The sequence below is a fragment of the Kitasatospora sp. NPDC001683 genome, from assembly GCF_053596495.1.
Genome location: NZ_JBSFGK010000025.1, coordinates 41,217 through 63,649 on the forward strand (window position 1 = coordinate 41,217; position 22,433 = coordinate 63,649).

Consider the following 22,433-nt stretch of genomic DNA (forward strand, 5'->3'; position numbering starts at 1 on the left):
AAGTGCTACTGGGGTACGGCCGAACCAGCCTACGCCAGGCCTTTCGGGCGCCCGAGTCAGCCCGCTGAGCTGCACTGCGGTCGCCGCCCGTCCGACCGCTCGGACGCCATCAAGGCGTACGAAAGTCGTACGAAGGCGTAGGACATGACGCCGGACGAGCCCACCGCATAACCCGAACGGGTGAAAAAGCCGGTCGGCGCCCGGTGGCCGGTGCCCGGACGAGCGCAGCGCCCGGCCGCCCGACGCCCGCTCCCCTACACTCCTACGCTCCTACCCCCCGACCGGCAGCGCCGCCGGCTCCAGCAGCCGCACCGCCACGTCCGGCGCGAAGCCGCTGTCGTGTGCGACCCGCCGGGCGAACTCGGCGACCCCGGCCAGCTGCCGCTCGCCGAGCGAGAAGTCGAGCGCCTCGCTGAAGTACCGCTCCAGCACGTCCGCCCCGAAGGCCTCCCAGCGGGCGGCCTGCTCGGCGACCTTGGCGGCCTCCACCAGCGACAGGTCGCGGGACTCCAGGAAGGCCCGGTGGACGGCGGCGGTCAGCTCGGGGCGGCGCTCGGCGAACTCGCGGCGCACGGCCCAGACCGCGAAGACGAAGGGCAGCCCGGTCCATTCCTTCCACATCTCGCCGAGGTCGTGCACGGTCAGCCCGAGGTCGGCGGCCTGCCCGAGGTAGGCGCGCAGGGCGGGATCGCCGATCAGGACGGCGGCGTCGGCCTCGGCGAGCATCGCGCTGAGGTCGGGCGGGCAGCTGAAGTAGTCCGGGCGCACGCCTTCGCGCTCCTCCAGGAGCAGTCGGGCGAGCCGGACGGAGGTGCGACTGGTGGAGCCGAGGGCGACCCGGCGGCCGTCGAGGTCGGCGAGCGGCACCTTGCTGACGATCAGGCAGGACATCACCGGGCCGTCGCTGCCGACCGCGATGTCGGGCAGGACCAGCAGGTCGTCGGCGTTGCGCAGGTACTCCACGCAGGTGATCGGCCCGATGTCGAGGGAGCCGCCGACGAGCTGGTCGCTCAGCTTCTCGGGGGTGTCCTTGGTGAGGTCCAGGTCGAGCAGATTGCCGGTCCTGGCGAGGCCCCAGTAGAGGGGGACGCAGTTCAGGAACTGAATATGGCCGACCCGCGGCCTGACCGGGGTGTTCTCTTCGGGCTCCCGCGTTTGCGCGTCCGGTGCTGCCACTGCGCCGCTCCCTTGCTGTTCGTGCGCTTCCCCGCAGCGTATGCCTGCTGTTCGGGGCGGCTCGCACCGGCCACCCGACACGCGCGGGAGCGTTTCCCGCCGAACCCCGCCGAACTGGTGCACGCCCCAACGGGCCTTCCCCCGCCCGCTCCCAGCCCTTTCCGGAGGGCTGGGAGGAGGCCTACGACACGCGCCGTCCGGAGCGCAAGTGACCTCTGGTCGTCACAGCGACCGCATGCTAGCGTTGCCCTCAGTTGCAGTTTGATTCCCCTTGCAGTACTTGAAGCCTGCGGAGCATGTAACCGCAGGCTTTTTGTAGTTTTTCAGCAATATCGAAAAACTTCGGACTCGTCCGGAGGCAGGGCGATCAGCGCAGCGGACCGGGGACCACACGGTGTGGCCCCCGACACGCATCGCAAGGAGAACGGCATGGCTCAGGGAACCGTCAAGTGGTTCAACGCTGAGAAGGGCTTCGGCTTCATCGCCCAGGAGGGCGGCGGCCCCGACGTCTTCGTCCACTACTCCGCCATCAACGCGAACGGCTTCCGTTCGCTGGAGGAGAACCAGGCGGTCACCTTCGACGTCACCCAGGGTCCGAAGGGCCCGCAGGCGGAGAACGTCACCGCCGTCTGACCATCCTCTGATGTTCTGATCGCTCGGGACCCCTTCGGGTCCACCGGCGGCTCCCGACAGCCGTCACCATGAGCACAAGAGCAGCACCCAAGGGGGCCTGCCCATCGCGGCGGGCCCCCTGCCTTTTCGGGCCGCGCCTTTTCGGGCCGCGCCCGGAAGAGCGACGAGGAACGCCGAAGGGCCCTCCCCCGTCACCGGGAGAGGGCCCTTCGCACGGCCCTTCGTGCGCCGTCGAAGACCCGGGGATCAGGCCGCGGCCGCAGCCTTCGCGTCGGCCCGCGCCGGGATGACGGCCTTCGGCGCGTCCTCCTCGTACAGGTCCCCGGAGGGGTTGTTGTACGCGGCCACGTCCAGGATCCGCTCCCGCGCGGCGACCACGATCGGCACGACCACCTGACCGGCGACGTTGGTCGCGGTCCGCATCATGTCCAGGATCGGGTCGATGGCCAGCAGCAGGCCGACGCCCTCCAGCGGCAGGCCCAGGGTGGACAGGGTCAGCGTCAGCATGACGATCGCACCGGTGAGGCCCGCGGTGGCGGCCGAGCCGACCACCGAGACGAAGGCGATCAGGATGTAGTCCTTGATCCCCAGCTCGATGTTGTAGACCTGGGCGACGAAGATCGCGGCGACGGCCGGGTAGATCGCGGCGCAGCCGTCCATCTTGGTGGTGGCGCCGAACGGCACGGAGAAGGAGGCGTACTCGCTCGGGACGCCGAGGCGCTCGGTGACGCGGCGGGTGACCGGCAGGGTGCCGACCGAGGAGCGCGAGACGAAGGCCAGCTGGATGGCGGGCCAGGCGCCCTTGAAGAAGTGCAGCGGGTTGAGGCCCGCGGCGAAGCGCAGCACCAGCGAGTAGACGACGAACAGCACCAGCGCGCAGCCGACGTAGATGTCGAGGGTCAGCGTGGCGAAGGGCTTGAGCAGGTCCCAGCCGTACTTGGCGACGGACTTGCCGATCAGGCCCAGGGTGCCGAGCGGGGAGAGCCGGATGACCCACCACAGGGCGGTCTGGGTCAGCTCCAGCACGGTCTCGCTGAGCTTGAGGACCGGCTCGGCCTTGGTGCCGAGCTTGATGATCGCCGCGCCGACCACGACCGCCATGAAGACGATCTGCAGCACGTTCACCTTGACGAAGGCGTCGACGATGTTGGTCGGGAAGATCCCGGTCAGGAAGTCGATCCAGGTGCCCTTGGAGTCGAGCGCCTTGAGGCCCTCGGTCTTGAGGTTGGTGCCCTGGCCGGGGTTGGTGAGCAGGCCCAGGCCCAGGCCGATGCCGACCGCGATCAACGAGGTGATCATGAACCAGAGCAGCGTGCGGGTGGCCAGCCGGGCCGCGTTGGTGACGTTGCGCAGGTTGGCGACGCTCACCACGATCGCGGTGAAGACCAGCGGGGGCACGGCCAGCTTGAGCAGCTGGACGAAGATCTTGCCGATCGTCTCCAGGGTGGTGGCCAGCCAGGAGACGTCGGCGGCACGGGCCAGGTAGCCGAGGCCGACGCCGAGCACGAGGCCGGCGACGATCTGCACCCAGAACGGTGTCTTGCGGATGCGGGTGAGCACGGACGGCGACGAGGTCGCCTCGGGCGCTGTGGACATGGGGGTGCGACTCCGGGGGAGGGCGTTGCTGACGGTGGGGTGTGGGGCGGGGGAGGCGGCACGGCGCGGGGCCGGACGTGCAGAGGTCACGGACCCCGGTTCAGGGGCGTGCCGCCGGCATACAGCTCATGGCGCGACAACGGCGCGGGCTGTCCACAGCACCGGTCAGAGCACACGGGCGGGCGGCGCCGGGCAGCGGGCCCGGGCCGTGCATCCGCAGTGCGTCTGAGGTGGTCACGGCCGACACGTTAGCAGTAAAGGTTTGAGATGTTCAAAGTAGTTGTTTGAGATCAGGCCGGACTCCAAGCCCGCCTTGGGGTGGGATCCGGACCAGACCCGGGTGAGATCCGGGCACGAACGAGGCTGACGCCCCATCAGTCCAGCCCTCCGGCCGGATTGACCGACCGGCAGTTATACGTATAACTTTGACGGCGTCCCCGCCCTCCCCTGCCCAGACCGGAGAAGACCACCGATGGGCTACCTCGCCCTGCTCCGCGCCCCGCACGTCACCCGACTCCTGCTCGGCACCCTGCTCGGCCGCCTGCCCGCCGGTATGACCGCCCTGGTGATCGCCCTCGCCCTGCGCGAGGCCGGCGTCCCGTACGGCCGGATCGGACTGGCCACCTCCGTCTACGCGCTCGCCGCCGCGGTCGGCGGGCCGGTGCTCGGGCGGATCGTCGACCGCACCGGGCAGCCCCGCGTCCTGCTCGCCTCCGCCGTGGTCGCCGGCGGCGGGTACGCGCTGCTCGCCCTCGCCCCCGGCTCCCCGGTCGCCGCGCCGCTCGGCGCCGCCGTCGCCGGCCTGGCGATGCCGCCGCTGGAGCCCTGTCTGCGCTCGCTCTGGCCGGATGTGGTCGAGGACGAACAGCTCGACACCGCCTACGCCTTCGACTCCGCCTCCCAGCAGATCCTCTACGTGGCCGGGCCGCTGGCCGTCGCCGGGATCGCCGGGCTGTTCGGCGCCGTCGCCGCGCTCTGGGTGGCCGCCGGACTCGGACTGGCCGGCGCACTGGTCGTCGCCACCGCCGCCCCCACCCGGGCCTGGCGCGCCCCCGCCCGCGAACAGTCCGCCGGGCTGCTCGGCCCGCTGCGCTCCCCCGGCCTGGTGCTGCTGCTCATCGGACTGGCCGGGGCCGGCTGGGCCGTCGGCGCGCAGAACGTGCTCTTCATCGCCTACGCCGAACGGCACGCCGGCGCACTGCCCGGCGGCGGGGGCACCCTGCTGGCGCTGGCCGCCCTCGGCGGACTGCTCGGCGCGCTGGCCTACGGCATGGTCAGCTGGCGCCGGAGCACCGCGACCCGCACCTGGGTGATGGCCCTCGCGATGGCCGCCTCCTACCTCCCGCTGCTGACCCTGCCCGGCCCGTACCCGATGGCCGCACTGGCCTTCCTCTCCGGCATCGTGCTGGCCCCGCTGCTCGCGGCCGCCTTCGTGCTGGTCGCCGAACTCGCCCCGACCGGCACGGTCACCGAGGCCTTCGCCTGGCTGGTGACCCTGTTCGCGACCGGCAACTCACTCGGCTACGCCGTCTCCGGCCACCTCGCCGAGGGCTCCTCGCTGCGCCCGGTGGCGGTGTGCGCGGCGGGCGGGATCGCGCTCGGCGCCCTGGTGCTGTTCGGCGCCCGCCGCTGGTTCCGCTCCGCGCCGGTCACCCCGCGCGTCGAGCCCGTTCCGGTGGGCTGACCGGGGCGCCCCCGTACGACCGTGCCCGCCGGGGGTCTGGCCGGCGGGCGCGGTCCTTCTGGCCGAAGCTCCGGTTGGCCGAAGCTCCGGTTGGCCGAAGCTCCGGCCGACGGTGCGTCAGGACCGCGCCGGGGCGGTCGAGGAGCGCCGCACCAGCGCGGTGGCCAGCGGCGCGACGGGCTCCACCAGCTCCCCGCGCAGCAGTCCGGCGAGCGCGGCCGCGCCCACCCGGCCGAGTTCCTCGCCCGGCAGGTCGACGGTGGTCAGCGGCGGGGCGAGCAGCCCGGAGACCGCGACGTTGTCCATGCCGACCACCGACAGGTCCTCCGGCACCCGCAACCCCCGCTCGGCGGCGGCCTGGTAGACCCCAGAGGCGACCACGTCGTCGTCGCAGATCACCGCGTGCGGGCGGTCCGCCCGCTCCAGCAGCTCCGCCGCCACGCTCCGCGCGGCCGCGTACCCCTCGTTCAGGCTCACGCCCAACTCCACGACCTCCAGGCCGAGTTCGCGGACGGCCTGCTCGAAGGCGGTCTGCCGGACCCGGAAGGTGTACGCCGCGTGGGTGGAACGCAGGTGCCCGATCCGGCGGTGTCCGAGGGCGGCCAGGTGCTCGACGGCGGACCGCATCCCGCCGGCCACGTCGAGTTCGACGGTCGGGCGCGCCCGGTCGGTGCCGGGGTCGGCGTCCAGGAAGACGGCGGGGGTGTCGGGCGGCAGCTCGCCGAGCTGGCTGTCGTCCGGGGAGCAGATCAGCAGGCCGTCGAAGCGGCCCGCGGTGGCGGCCTCGGCGAGGGTGGCGCTGCCCCAGCCCGAGCTCACCACGACCGCCAGGCCGTGCCGGCCGGCCTCGTGGTGGACGCCCTCCAGGACCCGGCCGAAGAACGGGCCCTGCAGGTTCGGCACGGCCAGCATGATCATCCCGCTGCGGCCCAGCCGCAGTTGCCGGCCGGCCGCCTGCGGGCGGTAGCCGAGGCTGCGGGCGGCCTCGCGGACCCGCTCCCGGGTCGCCTCGGAGACCCGGCGGCCGGCCTCGGCGCCGGAGAACACCAGCGAGACGGTGGCCTGGGACACCCCGGCGAGCCGGGCCACGTCCCGCCCGGTGGGCCGACGCACGGGGGCCGGCCACGTGCCGGCGGGCCGGTCGGCCTCGGCCGGACGGTCGGCGGCGGAGTCGGCCTCGGCCGGACGGTCGGCGGCGGAGTCGGCCTCGGCCGGACGGTCGGTGCCAACGGCGGAGTCGGCCTCGGCGGGCTCGGCGGGCTCGGCAGGATCAGCGGCCACGGCGGGCGGCGCCCGGTGTCAGCTCTGCCCGGAGGCGGCCGCGCGGGCGGCGTCGTCCACGGCGTCCTCCTCGGCGTTCTGCGCGGCGATCCGCTCGGCGGTGCGGCTGCGCATCCCGGCGACCTTGGTGGTGATCTGGGAGGACATCTCGTCGCGCTGCTTGCTCAGCAGCACGTAGCTGAGCGGCGCGGAGGCGATCGCGGCCAGCAGGACCAGGAAGACCACCCCGGCCTCGCCGCTCACCGGAATGATCCCGAAGTGCCCGAGCAGCAGGGCCACCAGCAAGCAGCCGAGGAAGATGCTGGCCCGCATGGAGGTGTAGCGGAGCGTGGCGTGCGACTTCTGCGGGCCGTTGCTGCTCACTGGGACACATCCTTCTGGTTCGAGCCGGGGCGGGACTTCCAGTCAAGCATGCCTGACGCCCGGCGCGGTCCATGGGTCTGCCGTCCCTCCCCCTCCCCTCCCCCGGAACGGGTCGGCGCCGGCTCAGCGCAGGTCGAGCCACATGGTGATGTCGTCGCGGTCGTCGCCGGGGGCGACCCGGATCGCGGCCGGCACCCGGCCGACCTCCCGGTAGCCGCTGCGGGCGTAGAAGCGCTCCAGGCCCAGGCCGCCGCGCGCGGTGAGCCGCAGCGACTCCAGGCCCCAGGCGCGGGCGATCCGTTCGGCCTCGGCGAGCAGTTCGGCGCCGTAGCCGAGGCCCTGGAAGTCAGGGTGCACCATGACCCGCTTGAGCATCCGCCAGTGGTCCATCGGTTCGAAGCGCATCGACGAGAAGAACAGCACCCCGACCAGCCGACCGGTCGCGCTCTCGTGCGCGACCAGCAGCCGGTCGGGGCCGTCGGGGGCGACCCCGGCGAACTGGCGTTCGGCGGTGTCCCAGACCTCGTCCTCGGTGACCGGGGCCACGAAGCCGACCGCGCCGCCGGCGTTGGTCACGTCCGTCCACAACCGCACCACGGCGGTGCGCAGGTCGGGGTCGAGCTTCGGGTCCAGGGTGAACGTGAGCGCCATGAGGCGGAGCCTAGCCCTCCGGTCGAACGCGCTTACGGCAGGGCGGGCACCGCCCGGTCGGTCGACCCTCCGGTGCGCAGCGCCAGGCAGAGTCCGACCGCGATCGCGCACAGCGCGCCGGCGCCGTACCAGGTCAGGTCGTAGTTGCCGAGCGCGTCGCGGGCCAGGCCGGCCAGTCCGGCGACGACGGCCGCGCCGATCTGGTGGGCGGCGAGCACCCAGCCGAAGACGATCGGGGCGTCCTCGCCGAAGTGCCGGCGGCACAGCGCGACGGTCGGCGGCACGGTGGCCACCCAGTCCAGGCCGTAGAAGACCACGAAGGCGAGGATCGGCGGCTGCAGCGAGCCGGCGAGCAGCTGGGGCAGCAGGAGCAGGGACACCCCGCGCAGCCCGTAGTAGACGGTGAGCAGCAGCCGGGAGTCGACCCGGTCGGTGAGCCAGCCGCTGAACACGGTGCCGGCCACGTCGAACAGGCCGATCAGGGCGAGCAGGCTCGCGGCGGTGGTGACGGGCATGCCGTGGTCGTGCGCGGCCGGGATGAAGTGGGTGCCGACCAGGCCCGCGGTGGTCGCGCCGCAGATCGCGAAGGAACCCGCCAGCAGCCAGAACGGCCGGGTGCGGGCGGCGTCGCGCAGTACCCGCAGCGTGCGGGCCAGGGCGCGGGTGTCCCGCACCGGCTCGGGCGGGGCCTCGGTGGCGCCGTACGGGAGCAGGCCGAGGTCGGCGGGGCGCTCGCGCATCAGCAGCAGGACGGGCACGGCGACGGCGCTGGCGGCGAGCGAGACCACGACCACGGCCGCGCGCCAGCCGTGCTGCTCGACCAGCCAGGCGCCGACCGGCAGGAAGACCAGGTTGCCGGCCGCTCCGGCGGCGGTCAGCACACCGGTGACCAGTCCCTGGCGGGCCTCGAACCAGCGGCCGGTGATGGTGGTGGCGAAGGCGCCGGCCATCGAGCCGCTGCCGAGGCCGACCAGCACGCCCCAGCAGAGCACCAGCTGCCAGGGCTGGCGCATCAGCATGGTGAGGCCGGCGCCGACCGAGATGGTCAGCAGCGCGCAGACCACCACCAGGCGCACGCCGAAACGATCCATCAGGGCGGCGGCGAAGGGGGCGGTGAGGCCGTAGAGGGTGAGGTTGACGGAGGTGGCGCTGGAGATGGTCCCGAGCGACCAGCCGAACTCGTTGTGCAGGGCGTCCATCATCAGGCTGGGCGTGGAGCGGAAGCCGGCCGAGCCGAGCAGGACGAGCAGGGCGACGGCGGCGACCACCCAGGCGTAGTGCACCCGGGGGCGTCGGCCGGGGGCGGGCGCGGGGGTGGTGGCAGTGGGTCTGGGGGCGGTGGGCGCGGAGGCGGCGAGGGCACTGCGTTCGGTCACGTGGACGAGTCTCCCGAGCGCGCGGCGCCCGGACGAGTGGCCTGAATGACAGCTTTCGCAAGAATCGGGCCACGCCCTCGCGTACCCTGGCCCGGGCCACCGCCCCACTCGGGGAAACGGCCCGCGACGGTTCGGGAAGGAACGGCATGGCGCACCTGGTCGCGGTACTCGCCCTGGAGGGCGCGATCGCCTTCGAACTCGGCATCCCGGCACGGATCTTCGGCGGCGCCAAGGACGGCTCCGGCCGGCCGCTGTACGAGGTGGCCACCTGCACCCTGGACGGCGGTCCGGTCGCCACCAGCGCGGACTTCCGGATCGCGGTCGACCACGGGCCCGAACTGCTGGAGCGGGCCGACACGGTGGTGCTCCCGGCCTCCCACGACTCCGATCCGGACAGCGCGGACGCCCCCTTCACCCCCGAACTGGCCGCCGCACTGCGGCGGATCCGGCCCGGCGCCCGGCTGATGTCGATCTGCACCGGCTCCTTCCTGCTGGCCGCCGCCGGCCTGCTGGACGGCCGCCCGGCCACCACCCACTGGCGCTACACCGAGCTCTTCGCCCGGAGGTTCCCGAAGGTCCTGCTGGACCCGGACGTGCTCTACACCGACGACGGCGACATCCTCACCTCCGGCGGGGTGGCCGCGGGGGTGGACCTGTGCCTGCACGTCGTGCGCCGCGACCACGGCAGCGCGGTGGCCAACGCGGTGGCCCGCAACTGCCTGGTACCGCCGTGGCGCGACGGCGGCCAGAAGCAGTACGTAGAGGCCCCGAGCCCGGTGGACCCGGGCGGCTCCGGCACCGCCGCCGTCCGCGCCTGGGCGCTGGAGCACCTGGACGAGCCGCTGCCGCTGCGCCAACTCGCCGACCGGGCGGGCATGAGCGTACGGACCTTCACCCGGCGCTTCCGCGAGGAGACCGGTGCCAGCCCCGGCCAGTGGATCACCACCCAGCGCACCGAGCGGGCCCGCCAGTTGCTGGAGCGCACCGACCTGACGATCGACCAGGTCGCCCGGCGGTCCGGCTTCGGAACCGCCGCCTCGCTGCGGCTGCAGTTGCGCGGGCGGCTGGACGTCGCACCGAGCGCCTACCGGCGCACCTTCCGGAACACCCCGGCCGCCTGAGGCGTGCCCGAGGACTGGAGCAGGCCTTCCCGGCGGAGCCGAGCGGGGCTGGGCGGAGCCGAGTGAACCGGGGTGAAGCTGAGTGAACCCTGGGAAAAGACTGACGGTTGGCCGGAATTCGCCGTTCCGGAGCGGCGCAACGGACGGCGGCCGACCGCGTGCGCGCCGAGCGCAGCATGGTGGGCCGCCATCCGATCGCGGCGCGCGGGCCCTGAACCCGCACCGCGCCCTCCGCACTCGCCGAGGAGCGGGCCGCGACCGGCGGTCCACGATCCCCCCTGCTGACGCGATCCCCCTGGACAGCAGCACCGTGGCGGCGGACGGACGTCCCCTCGGCGTCCCCTCGCAACGGAGAGCCGCACCCAAGCGTGATCAGTCGGATACGTCACGTCAATGGGTAGTCAGAAATTCGGAATGGTTGCGTCAGCTTTCGGCCGGTGATCGCCGCCATCCGTCGACCGGCCTGCAAGCCCTGCCGACGGCCGCCGGAAGGCCGTCGAAAGCGTCGAAAGCCGTTGCGGGAAGCCGCTATTGAGCCAAAGCGGCCCAGTCCACCCCGGCCATCGGGTCCACCGGCCTGGCCTGGGTGTCGATCTCGCACCAGACCCGCTTGCCCGATCCGTCCGGGTACCAGCCCCAGCGCTCGCAGAGCAGCTCGACCAGTTCCAGACCTCGCCCGTTGGTCGCCTCCTCGTCCGCACCGGCGTGCCGGGGGGCCGGGGCGGTCCGGCTCGCGTCGGCCACCTCCACCCGCAGCGGACCGGCCGGACCGGCCTGCGGGGAGTCGTCGACCACCGGCAGACAGAGTCTCAGCACGGCCGGACAGCCGGTGTGCACCACGGCGTTGGTGACCAGTTCCGACACCACCAGCACCACCGTCTCGGCCATCGGCGCGTCCGGTTCCACTCCGTGGTTCAGCAGCCGCGAGCGCACCCACCGGCGGGCCCGGCCGACCTCCGAGGGGTCCGCCCGCACCGCAAGCTGTACCTGAAGAACCTGCACCGCTCCACCACCCGCACTCGCAGTTCGGCCAACGTCCCGATCGGGCCGGATCAGCCGGCCGGCGCAGCCCTCACTCTTCGCCCGGTGCCACCCGGGGCTCGCCCGGGCGCTCGCCGACCCGTCCGCCCGCGCCACTCGCCCGCGCCAACTCGTCAGTCGCGCACAGGCCGCGACACGAATACGCCTCAGGATGGGTGGGCGGACGGACGGCAGCAAGCGCTTCGGGCATATTCCGGCGATCGGGGGACAGGGCAGTGCATACTGTCCCGCTCACTCTCGCGAGCCTCGCACCGGCACTCGTCCGGCCCGGGCCGGCGCCGGTCCCGTTCAGCGCGTGTCGGACACGCCCTGGCGGGAACCTATCGCCGGACACCCCCGACGCCCCGTCCGCCACTCGCGAACCACCCGTGCGACATATGTCCAGCGGTTCTCGAACAGCGGCATCGACGGACCGTCCCACGAGCGGACCGTCCAACCATGTGACCAACCGCCACCGCCGGGCCCGAGGAGCGGGCGCCGAAGGGCGAGGCGGCCGGACACAGGGCGGCCGAACCATGAGGCAGGGTTCCGTTCTTGGCGGATTCCCTCCCACCCCGGAACGGCCACGGGATACCGTGGGGTAACGCCAAGCGAACCGGGCAGGAGGGTGGTTCTCGATGGCCGCCCCGGACCGGATCCCGCGCTGGGACGAGCAGTTGCAGCGGCGCCTCGCCCGCGGCGAGGAGACCGCACTCGGCGAACTCTACGACCGGCTCTCGCCGATGGTGCACGGGCTGGCCGGGCGGATACTCGCCGACCAGGCGGCCGCCGACCAGCTCACCCGGGAGATCTTCGCCCACGTCTGGGAGCACCCCGAGGACTTCGACCCCACCCAGGGCTCGCTGCGCTCCTGGCTCGGCGCGCTCACCCACCGCCGCGCGGTCGAACGGCTGCGGGCGCGACGCGGCGCCGAGCGGCTGCCGGGACGCGGCAGCGGCGCGGCCGAGGAGGAGATCCGCGCCGTGGCCACCGCCGCCCGCATGCAGTACGTGGTCGACTCCCTGCCCCAATCCCTGCGTGAGACCATCGCGGTGACGTACTACGACGGCCGCACCTACCAGGAGACGGCCCGGCTGCTCGGCATCAGCGAGCAGGCCGCCAAGCAGCGGATGCGGCTCGGCCTGGAGCTGCTGGCCACCGAACTGGCCGACGAGCGCGCCCGCCAGGAGCCCCACCGGGAGCACCGGGACGGCGACGGGGACGGGGGCAGGTGACCATGAACGAGGAGCGGCACGACGCCCTGCGCTCGCTGCTCGGCGCCTGGTCCCTCGGCGCCTGCCCGCCCCGCGAGGCCGCCGAGTTGGAGCAGCACCTGCGCGGCTGCCCGGAGTGCGCCGAGGAGGCGGCCCGGCTGCGCGACGCGGCCGGCTGGCTCTCCCTGGACGAGCCGCTGGACCAGCCCGGTTCGCTGCGCCAGCAGGTGCTGGACTGGTGCCTGGCCCGCCGCCCGGCCGAACTGCCCCTCCCCTCCTGGGGGATGCCGTACACCGCGGAGACCGCCAAGCTCGACGCGCTGCTGCGCGACCTCGGCCAGGAGGAGTGGCAGGAGGTGGCCGAACTGCCGTGGCACGGCGGCGCGGAGCGGCTGCGCCCGGCCGAGGTGCTGGGCCGGCTGACCGCGGGGGACGGCTTCCTGGCGCTCGCCCTCGGCCTGCCGGACCCGGCACCGGCGGCCGCCCCTTCCGCACCGACTTCCGCACCGACTTCCGCATGGGCTTCCACATCGACTCCGCCGGTCGGCCGCCGGGTGCCGCCGCAGGAGGCGGCCGTCCCGGCGCCGCGGGTGCCGCGGGTGCCGTCACAGGGCGGCCGGTACGCCGCGGTCACCGCGCGCACCGCCCGGCTGCTCGCCTACCAGGCCGGGCTGCCCCCGCAGTCGGTGCGCGCCCGGTGGCGCCAGCAGACCCACGACCTGGTGCGCAGCGCCGCGCTGGCCCCGTACGGCGGAACCCCGGTCGATCTGGGCTTCGCGGTGCTGCCACTGCGCGACGCCTTCGTGGACCGCGCCCTGGAGTGCTTCGTGCACGGCGAGGACGTGGCCCGCGCGGTCGCCTACCCGTACGACCCGCCGGCGCCGCAGCACCTGCGGCAGATGGTGGAGCTGGTGGTCCGGCTGCTGCCGCGGGCGCTGGGCGGGCTGCGCGCGGCGCGACCCGAGTTCGCCGCAGCGCCGACCGCGCCGGGCGCGCCGGCCGTGCGGGAGGCGAGGCGGCTGCGGCTGGTGGTGGACGGTCCGGCGGCCGGCGAGTGGCTGGTGCCGCTGGACGGCGAGGAGGCGGGGCCGCCCGGCGGGGAGCCGGTGGCCTCGATGGTGCTGGACGGCCTGGAGCTGTGCCAGTTGGCCGCCGCGCACCGCGACCCGGACCGGCTGCCGGTGGGCGAGCACGGTGACCGGGCCGCGGTGCGCGAGGTGCTGCACGCGCTGCCGCTGCTGTCGCGGCCGTAAGGGAGCCGCGGGGGGAAGCGGGCGCGGGCGGAATCAACCGCGAGGGGAATCAGGCGAAGACGACGGTCCGGGTGCCGTCCAGCAGCACCCGGTGCTCGCTGTGCCACTTGACCGCGCGGGCCAGCGCCTGGCACTCGACGTCCCGGCCGATCGCGACCAGCTGGTCCGGGCTGACGTCGTGGGTGACCCGGGCCACCTCCTGCTCGATGATCGGGCCCTCGTCGAGATCGGCGGTGACGTAGTGCGCGGTGGCGCCGATCAGCTTCACGCCGCGGGCGTGCGCCTGGTGGTACGGCTTGGCGCCCTTGAAGCTCGGCAGGAAGGAGTGGTGGATGTTGATCACCCGGCCGGACAGCTCGGTGCACAGCTGGTCGGAGAGCACCTGCATGTAGCGGGCCAGTACGACCAGTTCGACGTTCTCCTTCTCGACCAGGTCGAGCAGCTGCCGTTCGGCCTCGGCCTTGGTGTCCCTGGTGACCGGGATGTGGTGGAAGGGGATGCCGTAGCTCTCGGTCAGGTCGCGCAGGTCGGTGTGGTTGGAGACCACCGCGGCGATCTCCACCGGCAGGGCGCCGATCCGGGTGCGGTAGAGCAGGTCGTTCAGGCAATGCCCGAACTTGCTGACCATGAGGACGATCCGCATCCGCTGCTCGGTCGGGTGGATCTGCCAGTCCATCCCGAAGGAGGCGCCGATCGCGGCGAAGCTGGCCCGCAGCTTGTCGGCGGTGACCGGCTCGGGGGCGGAGAAGTGCACCCGCATGAAGAAGAGTCCGGTGTCCCCGTCGCCGAACTGCTGGCTGTCGATGATGTTGCAGCCGGTCATGAAGAGGTAGCTGGAGACAGCGTGGACGATGCCCTGCTTGTCGGGGCAGGACAGCGTGAGGACGTACTGGGCGCTGGCCGGCTGCTGTTCCACTGGGGGTATCCCGTCCTGAGGTCGTGCGAGTTCGTGAATGGTCCAGCGTGTCACATCCTGGACAGTGGCCGCCCCGCTGCCCGTACTGCGGGACGGCACCGCCCGGCGGGACCGCCTCAGACCTGGGTCAGGATGCGCAGCACGTCCAGGGACCTGGGGGCCGTGTCCGGGTCCTCCCCGTCGCCGACGGCCAGGGCGACGTGCGCCTCGCGGGCGGCCCGGACGGTCTCCGGCCAGCCGGGGTGGCCGAGGTAGGCGGAGGCCGGGGCGTCCGCGCCGACCTCGTGCAGCATCTGCACGGCGCGCAGCACCGCGACGTCGACCAGGGCGGCCTCGGCGGAGTCGCGGAAGATCGTGCCCACGTACTTCTCGGCGGACCAGCGGTCCAGCCAGGTGTCCTCGACCAGCCGGTAGACGGCGTCGGTCACGTCCCCGTAGCCCTCCCGTCCGGCCAGCCAGGCCTCCTGCTGGAAACCGGGGTCGGACAGCATGTGCAGCGCGGAGCGCAGTCGGGCTCGCCAGCGCCACCAGGGCAGGTCGTTGAGCGGCATGCCGCCCATCGTGCTGGAGCGGTGGCCCGGACGAGAAGGGTTTCGGGCGGACCGGTGCGAAGAATCTGTGCTGGCGGACATGGTGAACGATCGTACGTTCCCCGTCTGTTCGTGCTCCACTCGCGATCTACACGCGTACCCCTTCGGAGTTCGGCCGCCGTTCGCCGGCCGTTCGCATTTCCGCCCTCTCGGCTTGTGGCTCCGGGGCTTGGCTGTTTCCGGTGCGCCGGATGGCGCCCCAGAGAGGGAAGACCGATGACCAGCCGAAGGGACTCGTTCCGGGCCCGTCCCACGATCGCCCGGCGCCGCCACCGGCGTCCGATCGCCGCCGCGGTGACCGCCGCGGCGCTGCTCCCCGCCCTCTTCTCGGCCTCCGCGTGCGGCGGACCGGCCGACGCCTCCACCGACGCCGACGACCTCACCGTGATGACCTGGGCCCCGTCCGGCACCGGCGCCGCGGACCGCCCCGGCATGACCGCGCTCGCCGAGTCGATCGGCCGGGACGTCAACCTCAAGGGCGGGTTGAACGGCCACCGGCTGCACGTGATCACCTGCAACGAGCACAACACCGCCGACGGTGCCAAGGACTGCGCCCAGCAGGCGGTGGACGCCAAGGCCGTGGCCGTGATCGGCTCCTACAGCCAGTGGGGCGACGCCTTCATGCCGGTGCTGGAGCGCGCCGGCATCCCGCTGATCGGCGGGTACGGCCTGTCCCAGCCCGAGTTCTCCAGCCCGCTGTCCTACCCGGTGGACGGCGGGATGCCGGCGCTGATCGCCGGCAGCGGCCGCCAGCTGGTCGAGGCCGGCTGCAAGTCCGTCGCCCTGATCCGTCCGGACACCCCGGCCGGCGACAACCTGCTCGGCTACCTGGGCAACGCGCTCAAGCCCGCCGGGATGAAGCTGCTGGACGTCAAGGCGCCCGAGCAGTCCTCCGACTACACCCAGGTGGCCCGCAAGGCGATCGGCAAGGACGAGCCGGGCAACTGCGTCACCAGCGCGATGGCCGCCGAGCCGACCGGCAACCTGCTGGACGCCTACCGGCGGCTGACCCCGAAGAACACCCGGATCGCCTCGGTGATCGGCAGCGTCCAGCAGTCGGTGGTCGACTCCACCGGCGGCGACTCCGGCCCGCTGGCCGGCGCGTTCGTCACCGGCTGGTACCCACCGGAGTCGGCCAAGATCTGGGACGGGCTGCGCTCGGTGGTGCGCTCCGACACCACCGGCGGGCGCACCATCGACGTCTCCGACCCGGGCGTGCAGACCACCTGGGTCGCGTACGAGGTGTTCCGGGTCGTGGTGGAGAAGCTCTCGGCGGCCGGCAAGCCGGTCGACGCGAAGAGCATCGCCGCCCTGCTGGACAGCGGTGAGGGCATCGACGTCGGCCTGACTCCGCCGCTGAACTGGGGCACCACCAACATGCTGCCCAGCACCGAGTCGCCGCGGCTGGTCAACACCTGGATCACCTACCAGGTGGTCAGGAACGGCCGGATGACCCTGCAGCAGCCGGGTTTCGTGGACGTCCGCTGGGTGCTCACCGGGGGCCGGCCCCCGGCCTGAGCCACGGCTCGGTCAAGGGCGGGCCTTCCCGGGCCCGCCCTTGAGGGGCGGCTACAGGTCGCCGTCACCCCGAGGGGGCAGGCCGGTCTGGGTGGCGATCGCGTTCCACAGGGTCGAGGCCTGCTTCTTCGCGGTGGTCGCCGTGCCGCTGGCCTGCACCGCGTTCTTGTAGTGCTGGTTGCCGGTGTCCGGCTTCTTCGGGTCGCAGGAGGACTGGGCGTCGGTGGCCCAGGCCGCGTACTCGTCGTCGGCCTGCGCCGAGGCCGTCCAGGCGGCGTTGAGCTGGTCGATCAGCTGCTGGCCGCCGGGCAGCTTGTCGGTCTTCAGCTGGCCGAGCTTGCTCTGCAGCTCGCGCCGCTTGCCGGCCGCGGCGGACAGGGCCTGCTGCGAGTCGGGGAGCTTGTCGCACTTCTGCACCGAGGCGACCGCGGAGACCACCGCGCTGCGGCTGTCGCTCGCGGTGCCCAGCAGGTCGGACAGCGGCTGGGCCTGCGCCTTGACGTCGGGGTCGGCGGCGGCGCCGGAGCCGCTGGCGCTCGCCGCGGCGGAGGCGGTGCCGCCGGTGGCGGCGACCGGGGTGGTCTTCTGGCCGCTCTTGGCGGTGTCGTCGTTGCCGTTCATCAGGACGGCGACCAGGACGCCGGCCACCGCGCAGACCGCCACCACGCCGCCGATGACCAGCTTGTTGGAGGGCCGGCCGCCGCTGCCCGAGCGCCCGCCCTGGGTCGCGTCCGGGTCCTGGCCGTAGCCGCCCTGCCCGTAGCCGCCCTGCCCGTAGCCCTGCGCCGGGTAGCCGGGCTGCTGCGGAGGCTGCGGCTGCGCGGCCGGCGGGTAGCCCTGGTAGCCGGGCGCGGCCTGCGGCGGGACGCCGTAACCGGGCTGCGGCGCCGGGTAGCCGCCGCCCTGCGGGTCGCCGGCCGGGTACGGCGGCAGGTGCTGGGTGGCCGGCGCCGGGTCGGCCTGCGGTGGTACGCCGTAGCCGGGCTGCGGCACGGCGCCCCACTGCTGCTGGCTGTGCCCGCCCTCGCCCAGGTACTCCGGCTGCCCGGACGGCTGGCCCACCGGAGGCACGGCCGTGGGGCCCTGCGACGGGCCCGGCTGGCCCTGGGGCTGGCCGGGCTCGGGGCGGAACAGGTCGTCCAGGTTGAAGTCACCCGAGTTGGGGTACGAGCGGCGCTGACTCAACGCGATTCCTCACCTGTGCAGGACCGCGCACAGGCGGCGGACCACATCTCGTCGGTTCTTGGGAGCATCACAGTTCCTTGGACGTCGCGCCCACGCTACCGGTTCGCCTCACCGGGTGACCACGTGGGCGGGACATTCCCACCCGCTCCCCGCAGGGACGGTCCGGACGGTCCGGACCGCCGCTGCTCGGCCTGGACCGCCCCGCCCTCAGGCCGCCTCCGCGTCCGCCCTGGCGTGGAACTCGCGCACCACCCGCTGCTCCCGGTAGGGCTCGAGCCGGCGCCGGAACTCGTCCAGGTACTCCACCCCCCGGTTGGAGCGCAGCCCGCTCAGCAGCCGCACCGCCTGGGTGCCCGTCTCGCAGGCGCGTTCCAGGTCGCGCTGCTGGAGCTGGGCGGTGGCGAGCAGTACGAGGTCCACCGCGCGCCGGCGCACCCGGGTCGGCGGGTGCAGGTCGAGCGCCCGGCGGGCGTAGTGCTCGGCCGGGCCGGCCTGCTCCAGGTCCCGGTGGCAGTGGGCGAGTTCGTCGGCGAGGTAGGCGTCGTCGAAGTGGACGATCCAGTCCGGGTCGTCCTCCGGGCGGCGCTTCTCCATCATCTCCAGCGCCTTGGCCGACACCGCCTCGCAGGAGCGGGCGTCGCCGAGCAGGGCGTGGCCGCGGGCCTCGGCGGCGTAGAACATCGCCATCGCCGTCGGGGTGGCGACCGTCCGGGCGCCCTCCTGGGCGGCGCGGGCGAGTTGGGCGATCTCCCGCGGGTTGCCGAGAGTGGCCGCCAGGTGGCTCATCGAGGCGGCGAGGACGTAGCCGCCGTAGCCGCGGTCGTCGGCGGCCTGGGCGAGCCGCAGGGCCTGGATGTAGTAGCGCTGGGCCAGCCCCGGCTGGCCGGTGTCCACCGCCATGTAGCCGGCCAGTTCGGTCAACCGGGCCACCGCGGCGAAGAGTTGGCGTCCGGTCTCCTCCCGGTAGGCGCCGCCGAGCAGGCCGGAGACCACCGAGTTGAGGTAGTGCACGACGACCGGGCGCACGTGCCCGCTGCCGAAGCGGTGGTCCAGGTCGACCAGCATCGCGGTGGTCGCCTTGATCGCGGCCACGTCCGTCGGGCCGACCCGGGGGCCGCCGGTGCGGGCCACCACCGGGTCGGGCGGGGTGATCAGCCAGTCCCGGCTGGGCTCGACCAGCGCGGAGGCGGCGACCGTCGCCCCGGTCAGGAAGTCCCGGCGGCCGACGTCGCTGCGCCACAGCTCGCACACCTGCTCCAGGGCGGCGCCCAGGGTCGGCGCGAACTGCAGCCCGATGCCGGAGCTGAGGTTCTTGCCGTCGGCCATGCCGATCTCCTCGACCGACACGCTGCGGCCGAGCTTGCGTCCGAGGGCTTCGGCGATCACGGCCGGCGCCTGCCCGCGCGGCTGCTGCCCGCGCAGCCAGCGGGCGACGGAGGTCTTGTCGTAGCGCAGGTCCAGTCCGTGCTCCGCGCCGCACAGGTTGACCCTGCGGGCCAGACCGGCGTTGGAGCAGCTGGCCTCCTGGATCAGTTGCTGCAGGCGCTCGTTGGGCTGTCGTGCGACGAGTGGTCTCGCGGCCATTGGGCTTCGCCTCCCCACACCCTCCGGTCCCGGCCGGCGGGCGACGATGTGCTGATCTGTTGCCGACTGTCCGACCGTCCAAGGAATCTGACACCAGGTTAGCGATCAGCAACGTCAGCGGGATACCCACGGTGACGAACCGCACCCCCCGCGCGCCCTGGGGAATGCTTCCGTGCGCCCCCGCTGCGCCTGCCTCCGCCCGCCCCAACTCACGTGAGTCACCGGTTCGGGTGACATTGCCGGGATGCGCCCGACCGGGGCCCTCCGAGCCGTAACCAGCCTCACGCACGGTAGTTGAGCAGCCCGTGGAAGACATCCCCGACGCTCCCGGCCAGGACAAGAACGCCGGCCTGCCCCCGCTGCTGATCGAAGCCGTCGGCTACGCCGAGAACCGCCACTGGGAAGTGGCCCCGGGCACCTGGCTGATCGACGGCGACGGCCCCGCCCGCTGCTCCTGCGGCGACCCGCGCTGCGCGCTGCCGGGCGCCCACCCGATGGACGCGGACTGGGCCCGCAAGGCGAGTGCCGGACCGGGCGCGGTGCGGCGCTGGTGGACCGAACGGCCCAGGGCCTCGATCCTGCTGCCGACCGGCCGGTCCTTCGACGTCCTGGACGTGCCGGAGACGGCCGGGTGCCTGGCGCTGGCCCGGATGGAGCGGATGGACCTCCAGCTCGGCCCGGTCGTGGTGCTGCCGAGCTCGCCGGGGCGGGTCGGGCGGCGGCTGCACTTCCTGGTGCTGCCCGGGGTCGCGGCCAAGCTGCCGGAGATGCTCCGCAAGCTGGGCTGGCCGCCCGGGCGGCTGGACCTGGTCGCCCGCGGCGAGGGGGACTGGACGGTCGCCCCGCCGTCGCGGATCGGCTCCATCGGCTACGCCCAGTGGGCCCGTTCCCCCTCCGAGTCCAACCGCTGGCTGCCGGACGCCGCCGAGCTGATCAGCCCGCTCGCGTACGCCTGCGGCCGCGACGCGCCCGCCCAGCTCCAGGCCGCCCAGCCCGCCGGGGTCTGACCCCGCCGCAGATCCCCCGGAGCCTGCCGCCCTGCGCCGACCGGGTGAGGGCGAGCACCGCGCGACACAACGCGCGCGAGTGACGGGCCTTGTCTCCCACCGGAGGCGGGGCCCGTCACACGCATGTGCGGATAAGGCCTGGGTCTACCCGCTGGCCGACCGGGAAAGCCCCTCGTACGAGTGACAGCGCTCAAGGATTGCCATGATCGGCCGAGGGGATGATCTCCGGTGCGAGGGGACGCCGGAAGGGTCGCTCGGACGGGGAAGCCGGGCGAGGCGGTGGAGGGGAACGGGAGGGAGCGGGAGGGAGGAGGGGAACGGGAGGGAGCCGGGGAGGACGGGAAGGGCCCGCTGCACGGGGAGCAGCGGGCCCTGACCGTCGTACGGACGCCGGCGGCGGGATCGGTGGGCGCGGGCCTCAGGCCTGGGCGACGAACACGTGCTGGGCGATGTCCTTGCCCAGCTCCGCCGCGTGCTCCCCGGTGCCGACCAGCACGCCGCCGACGCCGGTGGTCACCTTGACCGTGGAGCCCGGCCGGACGCCGGCCCGGCGCAGGGTGCTCATCAGCGCGCTGTCGGTCTGGATCGGCTCGCCGATCCGGCGGACCACCACGTCCGCCCCGGTCTCGCCCGGCTTGACGGCGTCCAGCGGGACGAGCGCGGCGTCGAAGCCCTCGCCCTCGGCCTTGGTGTCGCCCAGCTCGTCCAGGCCCGGGATCGGGTTGCCGTACGGGGACTGGGTCGGGTGGCCGAGCATGGCGAGCACCTTGCGCTCGACCGTCTCGCTCATCACGTGCTCCCAGCGGCAGGCCTCCTCGTGCACCTGCTCCCACTCCAGGCCGATCACGTCGACGAGCAGGCACTCGGCGATGCGGTGCTTGCGCATGACGCGCACGGCGAGCCGGCGGCCCTCCTCGGTGAGCTCGAGGTGGCGGTCCCCGGCGACCTGGAGCAGCCCGTCGCGCTCCATCCGGCCGACCGTCTGGCTGACCGTGGGGCCGCTCTGTTCCAGGCGCTCCGCGATCCGGGCGCGCATCGGGACGATGCCCTCTTCCTCCAACTCCAGGATGGTGCGAAGGTACATCTCAGTGGTGTCGATCAGCCCAGACATCGCCGCTGGCTCCGTTCTTCGGTGTCCTCACCGCCAATTCTGACGTACCGCACCGACAACCGGGCCCGCCCGGGGGCTTCCGGTACCGGTTTTCGTTGCTGTTGACAGCGGTGCCGCCGGGGCGCGACCGTGCTCGCCGTAGCTTTCTCCACTGGCGGTCTGGACCACCCCGGCCGCCCCACCCGGCCGGCTCCCTCACCGGCAGAGAGCGAAGGCAACCGATGAACGACCTGGTCGGCAGGTACTTCGACGCCGCGATCGCCCACCTGAACCGGGTCCGCGAGGAGGAGGCCGACAGCATCGAGGCGGCGGCCGCCCTGCTGGCCGAGGCGATCGCCGAGGGCCGCCGGGTCTTCACCTTCGGCGCCGGGCACTCCTCGCTGCCGGCCCAGGACGTGGTCTACCGGGCCGGCGGGCTGGTCCCGATGAACCTGCTGAACGTGCCCGGGATGGCCGGGGTGACGACGATGCCCGCGCCGCTGGCCAGCGCGCTGGAGCGGGTCTCCGGGCTCGCCACCGCGACCCTGGACCTGACCCCGGCGACCAGCGGGGACCTGCTGTTCCTGATCTCGCTGTCCGGCCGCCAGGTGATGCCGGTCGAGCTGGCCCGGTACGCCCGGGACCGCGGGCTGAAGGTGATCGGGGTGACCTCGCTGGCCTACCCGGGCGAGGTGCCCCCGGCGCACCCGTCCGGCACCTACCTGAAGGACCACTGCGACGTGGTGCTGGACAGCAAGGTCGCGGTCGGCGACGGCGAGCTGACCCACCCGGGCGCCGAGACCTCCTTCGGCCCGGTCTCCACCGTCGTCACCAGCGCGCTGATGCAGGCCGTGGTCGCCTCGGCGGTCGGCCGGCTGGCGGACCGGGCCGCCGCCGGGGACGCCCCCGCGCCGCCGCTGTTCCGCTCCGGCAACGTCCCGGGGGGCACCGAGTGGAACGCCAAGCAGATGGCCGAGAACGCCGAGCGCGTCCTCTACACCTACTGACGGCTCGTCATGACGGCACGTGCCCGGACGGCCACGGAACGTACCGGACAATCCACCGCGCCTTCCCGGCCATTGCCGACCACCCGGGCCCGCGCCAGGCGTACCGGCGAGCCGCCCGGGGCAGGAGAGCGGAGGGACCGGAGCGACGGGTGGGGGCCGAGCATGGCG

The 22,433-nt window shown here is 73.5% G+C and carries 20 protein-coding genes; 8 read left to right on the forward strand and 12 right to left on the reverse strand.

The features are described 5' to 3' along the window. Positions 1-270: 270 nt before the first annotated feature. The gene (locus ACWCYO_RS16055; RefSeq protein WP_270144808.1) at positions 271-1,176 is read right to left on the reverse strand and encodes a menaquinone biosynthetic enzyme MqnA/MqnD family protein; all 906 of its coding nucleotides are present in this window, start codon (positions 1,174-1,176) and stop codon (positions 271-273) included. Positions 1,177-1,605: 429 nt separating this feature from the next. On the opposite strand from ACWCYO_RS16055, the gene ACWCYO_RS16060 reads away from it, so the two are divergent. Continuing rightward, complete coding sequence (locus ACWCYO_RS16060; RefSeq protein ID WP_030287184.1) at positions 1,606-1,809, forward strand: cold-shock protein; 204 nt, start codon at positions 1,606-1,608, stop codon at positions 1,807-1,809. A gap of 246 nt (positions 1,810-2,055) precedes the next feature. On the opposite strand, the gene ACWCYO_RS16065 is transcribed toward ACWCYO_RS16060, so the two are convergent. Continuing rightward, positions 2,056-3,405 carry a dicarboxylate/amino acid:cation symporter gene (locus ACWCYO_RS16065; RefSeq protein ID WP_449784551.1) on the reverse strand — a complete coding sequence of 450 codons (1,350 nt, stop codon included), beginning with the start codon at positions 3,403-3,405 and terminating at the stop codon, positions 2,056-2,058. 472 nt (positions 3,406-3,877) lie between these two features. On the opposite strand from ACWCYO_RS16065, the gene ACWCYO_RS16070 reads away from it, so the two are divergent. Further along, positions 3,878-5,089, forward strand: coding sequence for an MFS transporter (locus ACWCYO_RS16070; protein WP_270144811.1), 1,212 nt, complete (start codon positions 3,878-3,880; stop codon positions 5,087-5,089). 117 nt (positions 5,090-5,206) lie between these two features. On the opposite strand, the gene ACWCYO_RS16075 is transcribed toward ACWCYO_RS16070, so the two are convergent. The 4 genes from ACWCYO_RS16075 to ACWCYO_RS16090 all read right to left on the reverse strand — a co-directional run bounded on the left by ACWCYO_RS16075 (position 5,207) and on the right by ACWCYO_RS16090 (position 8,760). Then, on the reverse strand, positions 5,207-6,370 hold the full coding sequence (locus ACWCYO_RS16075; protein ID WP_449784552.1) for a LacI family DNA-binding transcriptional regulator: 1,164 nt from the start codon (positions 6,368-6,370) through the stop codon (positions 5,207-5,209). Between the two features lie 18 nt (positions 6,371-6,388). Continuing rightward, positions 6,389-6,733, reverse strand: coding sequence for a DUF4229 domain-containing protein (locus ACWCYO_RS16080; RefSeq protein WP_270144815.1), 345 nt, complete (start codon positions 6,731-6,733; stop codon positions 6,389-6,391). A gap of 123 nt (positions 6,734-6,856) precedes the next feature. Then, positions 6,857-7,384, reverse strand: a complete 528-nt coding sequence (locus tag ACWCYO_RS16085) for a GNAT family N-acetyltransferase (protein WP_270144817.1) — start codon at positions 7,382-7,384, stop codon at positions 6,857-6,859. Positions 7,385-7,416: 32 nt separating this feature from the next. Then, positions 7,417-8,760: an MFS transporter gene (locus ACWCYO_RS16090; protein WP_270144819.1), complete on the reverse strand. Its 1,344-nt coding sequence runs from the start codon at positions 8,758-8,760 to the stop codon at positions 7,417-7,419. Positions 8,761-8,906: 146 nt separating this feature from the next. Here ACWCYO_RS16090 and ACWCYO_RS16095 point away from each other — a divergent pair, with 146 nt between their 5' ends. Further along, on the forward strand, positions 8,907-9,881 hold the full coding sequence (locus ACWCYO_RS16095) for a GlxA family transcriptional regulator (protein WP_270144821.1): 975 nt from the start codon (positions 8,907-8,909) through the stop codon (positions 9,879-9,881). A 528-nt stretch (positions 9,882-10,409) separates the two neighbouring features. Here the strand turns inward: ACWCYO_RS16095 and ACWCYO_RS16100 are convergent. Next, positions 10,410-10,883 carry an ATP-binding protein gene (locus ACWCYO_RS16100; RefSeq protein WP_270144823.1) on the reverse strand — a complete coding sequence of 158 codons (474 nt, stop codon included), beginning with the start codon at positions 10,881-10,883 and terminating at the stop codon, positions 10,410-10,412. Positions 10,884-11,539: 656 nt separating this feature from the next. On the opposite strand from ACWCYO_RS16100, the gene ACWCYO_RS16105 reads away from it, so the two are divergent. Next, positions 11,540-12,136 (forward strand): sigma-70 family RNA polymerase sigma factor, encoded by a 597-nt coding sequence (locus ACWCYO_RS16105; protein WP_270144824.1) that lies wholly within the window; start codon positions 11,540-11,542, stop codon positions 12,134-12,136. 2 nt (positions 12,137-12,138) lie between these two features. Next, entirely contained in the window at positions 12,139-13,368 is a 1,230-nt protein-coding gene (locus ACWCYO_RS16110) for a zf-HC2 domain-containing protein (protein WP_270151058.1), read from the forward strand. A gap of 49 nt (positions 13,369-13,417) precedes the next feature. Here ACWCYO_RS16110 and purU read toward each other — a convergent pair whose 3' ends face one another. Together purU and ACWCYO_RS16120 are read right to left on the reverse strand one after the other, a co-directional pair. Next, entirely contained in the window at positions 13,418-14,284 is an 867-nt protein-coding gene (purU, locus tag ACWCYO_RS16115) for a formyltetrahydrofolate deformylase (RefSeq protein ID WP_405000660.1), read from the reverse strand. Between the two features lie 116 nt (positions 14,285-14,400). Beyond that, a complete protein-coding gene (locus ACWCYO_RS16120) occupies positions 14,401-14,844 on the reverse strand; it encodes an SCO4402 family protein (protein WP_408941679.1) in 444 nt (147 codons plus the stop codon). A gap of 246 nt (positions 14,845-15,090) precedes the next feature. Between ACWCYO_RS16120 and ACWCYO_RS16125 the strand changes: the two genes are divergently transcribed. Then, positions 15,091-16,392: an ABC transporter substrate-binding protein gene (locus tag ACWCYO_RS16125; protein ID WP_449784553.1), complete on the forward strand. Its 1,302-nt coding sequence runs from the start codon at positions 15,091-15,093 to the stop codon at positions 16,390-16,392. Positions 16,393-16,443: 51 nt separating this feature from the next. Here the strand turns inward: ACWCYO_RS16125 and ACWCYO_RS16130 are convergent, their stop codons facing one another. Both ACWCYO_RS16130 and ACWCYO_RS16135 read right to left on the reverse strand, forming a co-directional pair. After that, entirely contained in the window at positions 16,444-17,577 is a 1,134-nt protein-coding gene (locus tag ACWCYO_RS16130) for a hypothetical protein (RefSeq protein WP_449784554.1), read from the reverse strand. Positions 17,578-17,784: 207 nt separating this feature from the next. Further along, positions 17,785-19,161, reverse strand: a complete 1,377-nt coding sequence (locus tag ACWCYO_RS16135; protein ID WP_270144832.1) for a transcriptional regulator — start codon at positions 19,159-19,161, stop codon at positions 17,785-17,787. 305 nt (positions 19,162-19,466) lie between these two features. Here ACWCYO_RS16135 and ACWCYO_RS16140 point away from each other — a divergent pair, with 305 nt between their 5' ends. Further along, entirely contained in the window at positions 19,467-20,168 is a 702-nt protein-coding gene (locus tag ACWCYO_RS16140) for a bifunctional DNA primase/polymerase (RefSeq protein ID WP_449784555.1), read from the forward strand. A gap of 418 nt (positions 20,169-20,586) precedes the next feature. Here ACWCYO_RS16140 and ACWCYO_RS16145 read toward each other — a convergent pair whose 3' ends face one another. Then, a complete protein-coding gene (locus ACWCYO_RS16145; RefSeq protein ID WP_270144836.1) occupies positions 20,587-21,279 on the reverse strand; it encodes a metal-dependent transcriptional regulator in 693 nt (230 codons plus the stop codon). A gap of 221 nt (positions 21,280-21,500) precedes the next feature. Between ACWCYO_RS16145 and ACWCYO_RS16150 the strand changes: the two genes are divergently transcribed. Further along, a complete protein-coding gene (locus ACWCYO_RS16150) occupies positions 21,501-22,265 on the forward strand; it encodes a sugar isomerase domain-containing protein (RefSeq protein WP_270144837.1) in 765 nt (254 codons plus the stop codon). Positions 22,266-22,433 lie beyond the last annotated feature (168 nt).

Excerpts from the sequence above, each read along its gene's own strand:
- ACWCYO_RS16060 (WP_030287184.1), top strand. The coding sequence starts at position 1,606 with ATGGCTCAGGGAACCGTCAAGTGGTTCAACGCTGAGAAGGGCTTCGGC.
- ACWCYO_RS16065 (WP_449784551.1), bottom strand. The coding sequence starts at position 3,405 with ATGTCCACAGCGCCCGAGGCGACCTCGTCGCCGTCCGTGCTCACCCGC.
- ACWCYO_RS16070 (WP_270144811.1), top strand. The coding sequence starts at position 3,878 with ATGGGCTACCTCGCCCTGCTCCGCGCCCCGCACGTCACCCGACTCCTG.
- ACWCYO_RS16085 (WP_270144817.1), bottom strand. The coding sequence starts at position 7,384 with ATGGCGCTCACGTTCACCCTGGACCCGAAGCTCGACCCCGACCTGCGC.
- ACWCYO_RS16095 (WP_270144821.1), top strand. The coding sequence starts at position 8,907 with ATGGCGCACCTGGTCGCGGTACTCGCCCTGGAGGGCGCGATCGCCTTC.
- ACWCYO_RS16105 (WP_270144824.1), top strand. The coding sequence starts at position 11,540 with ATGGCCGCCCCGGACCGGATCCCGCGCTGGGACGAGCAGTTGCAGCGG.
- ACWCYO_RS16110 (WP_270151058.1), top strand. The coding sequence starts at position 12,139 with ATGAACGAGGAGCGGCACGACGCCCTGCGCTCGCTGCTCGGCGCCTGG.
- ACWCYO_RS16120 (WP_408941679.1), bottom strand. The coding sequence starts at position 14,844 with ATGGGCGGCATGCCGCTCAACGACCTGCCCTGGTGGCGCTGGCGAGCC.
- ACWCYO_RS16125 (WP_449784553.1), top strand. The coding sequence starts at position 15,091 with ATGACCAGCCGAAGGGACTCGTTCCGGGCCCGTCCCACGATCGCCCGG.
- ACWCYO_RS16135 (WP_270144832.1), bottom strand. The coding sequence starts at position 19,161 with ATGGCCGCGAGACCACTCGTCGCACGACAGCCCAACGAGCGCCTGCAG.
- ACWCYO_RS16145 (WP_270144836.1), bottom strand. The coding sequence starts at position 21,279 with ATGTCTGGGCTGATCGACACCACTGAGATGTACCTTCGCACCATCCTG.
- ACWCYO_RS16150 (WP_270144837.1), top strand. The coding sequence starts at position 21,501 with ATGAACGACCTGGTCGGCAGGTACTTCGACGCCGCGATCGCCCACCTG.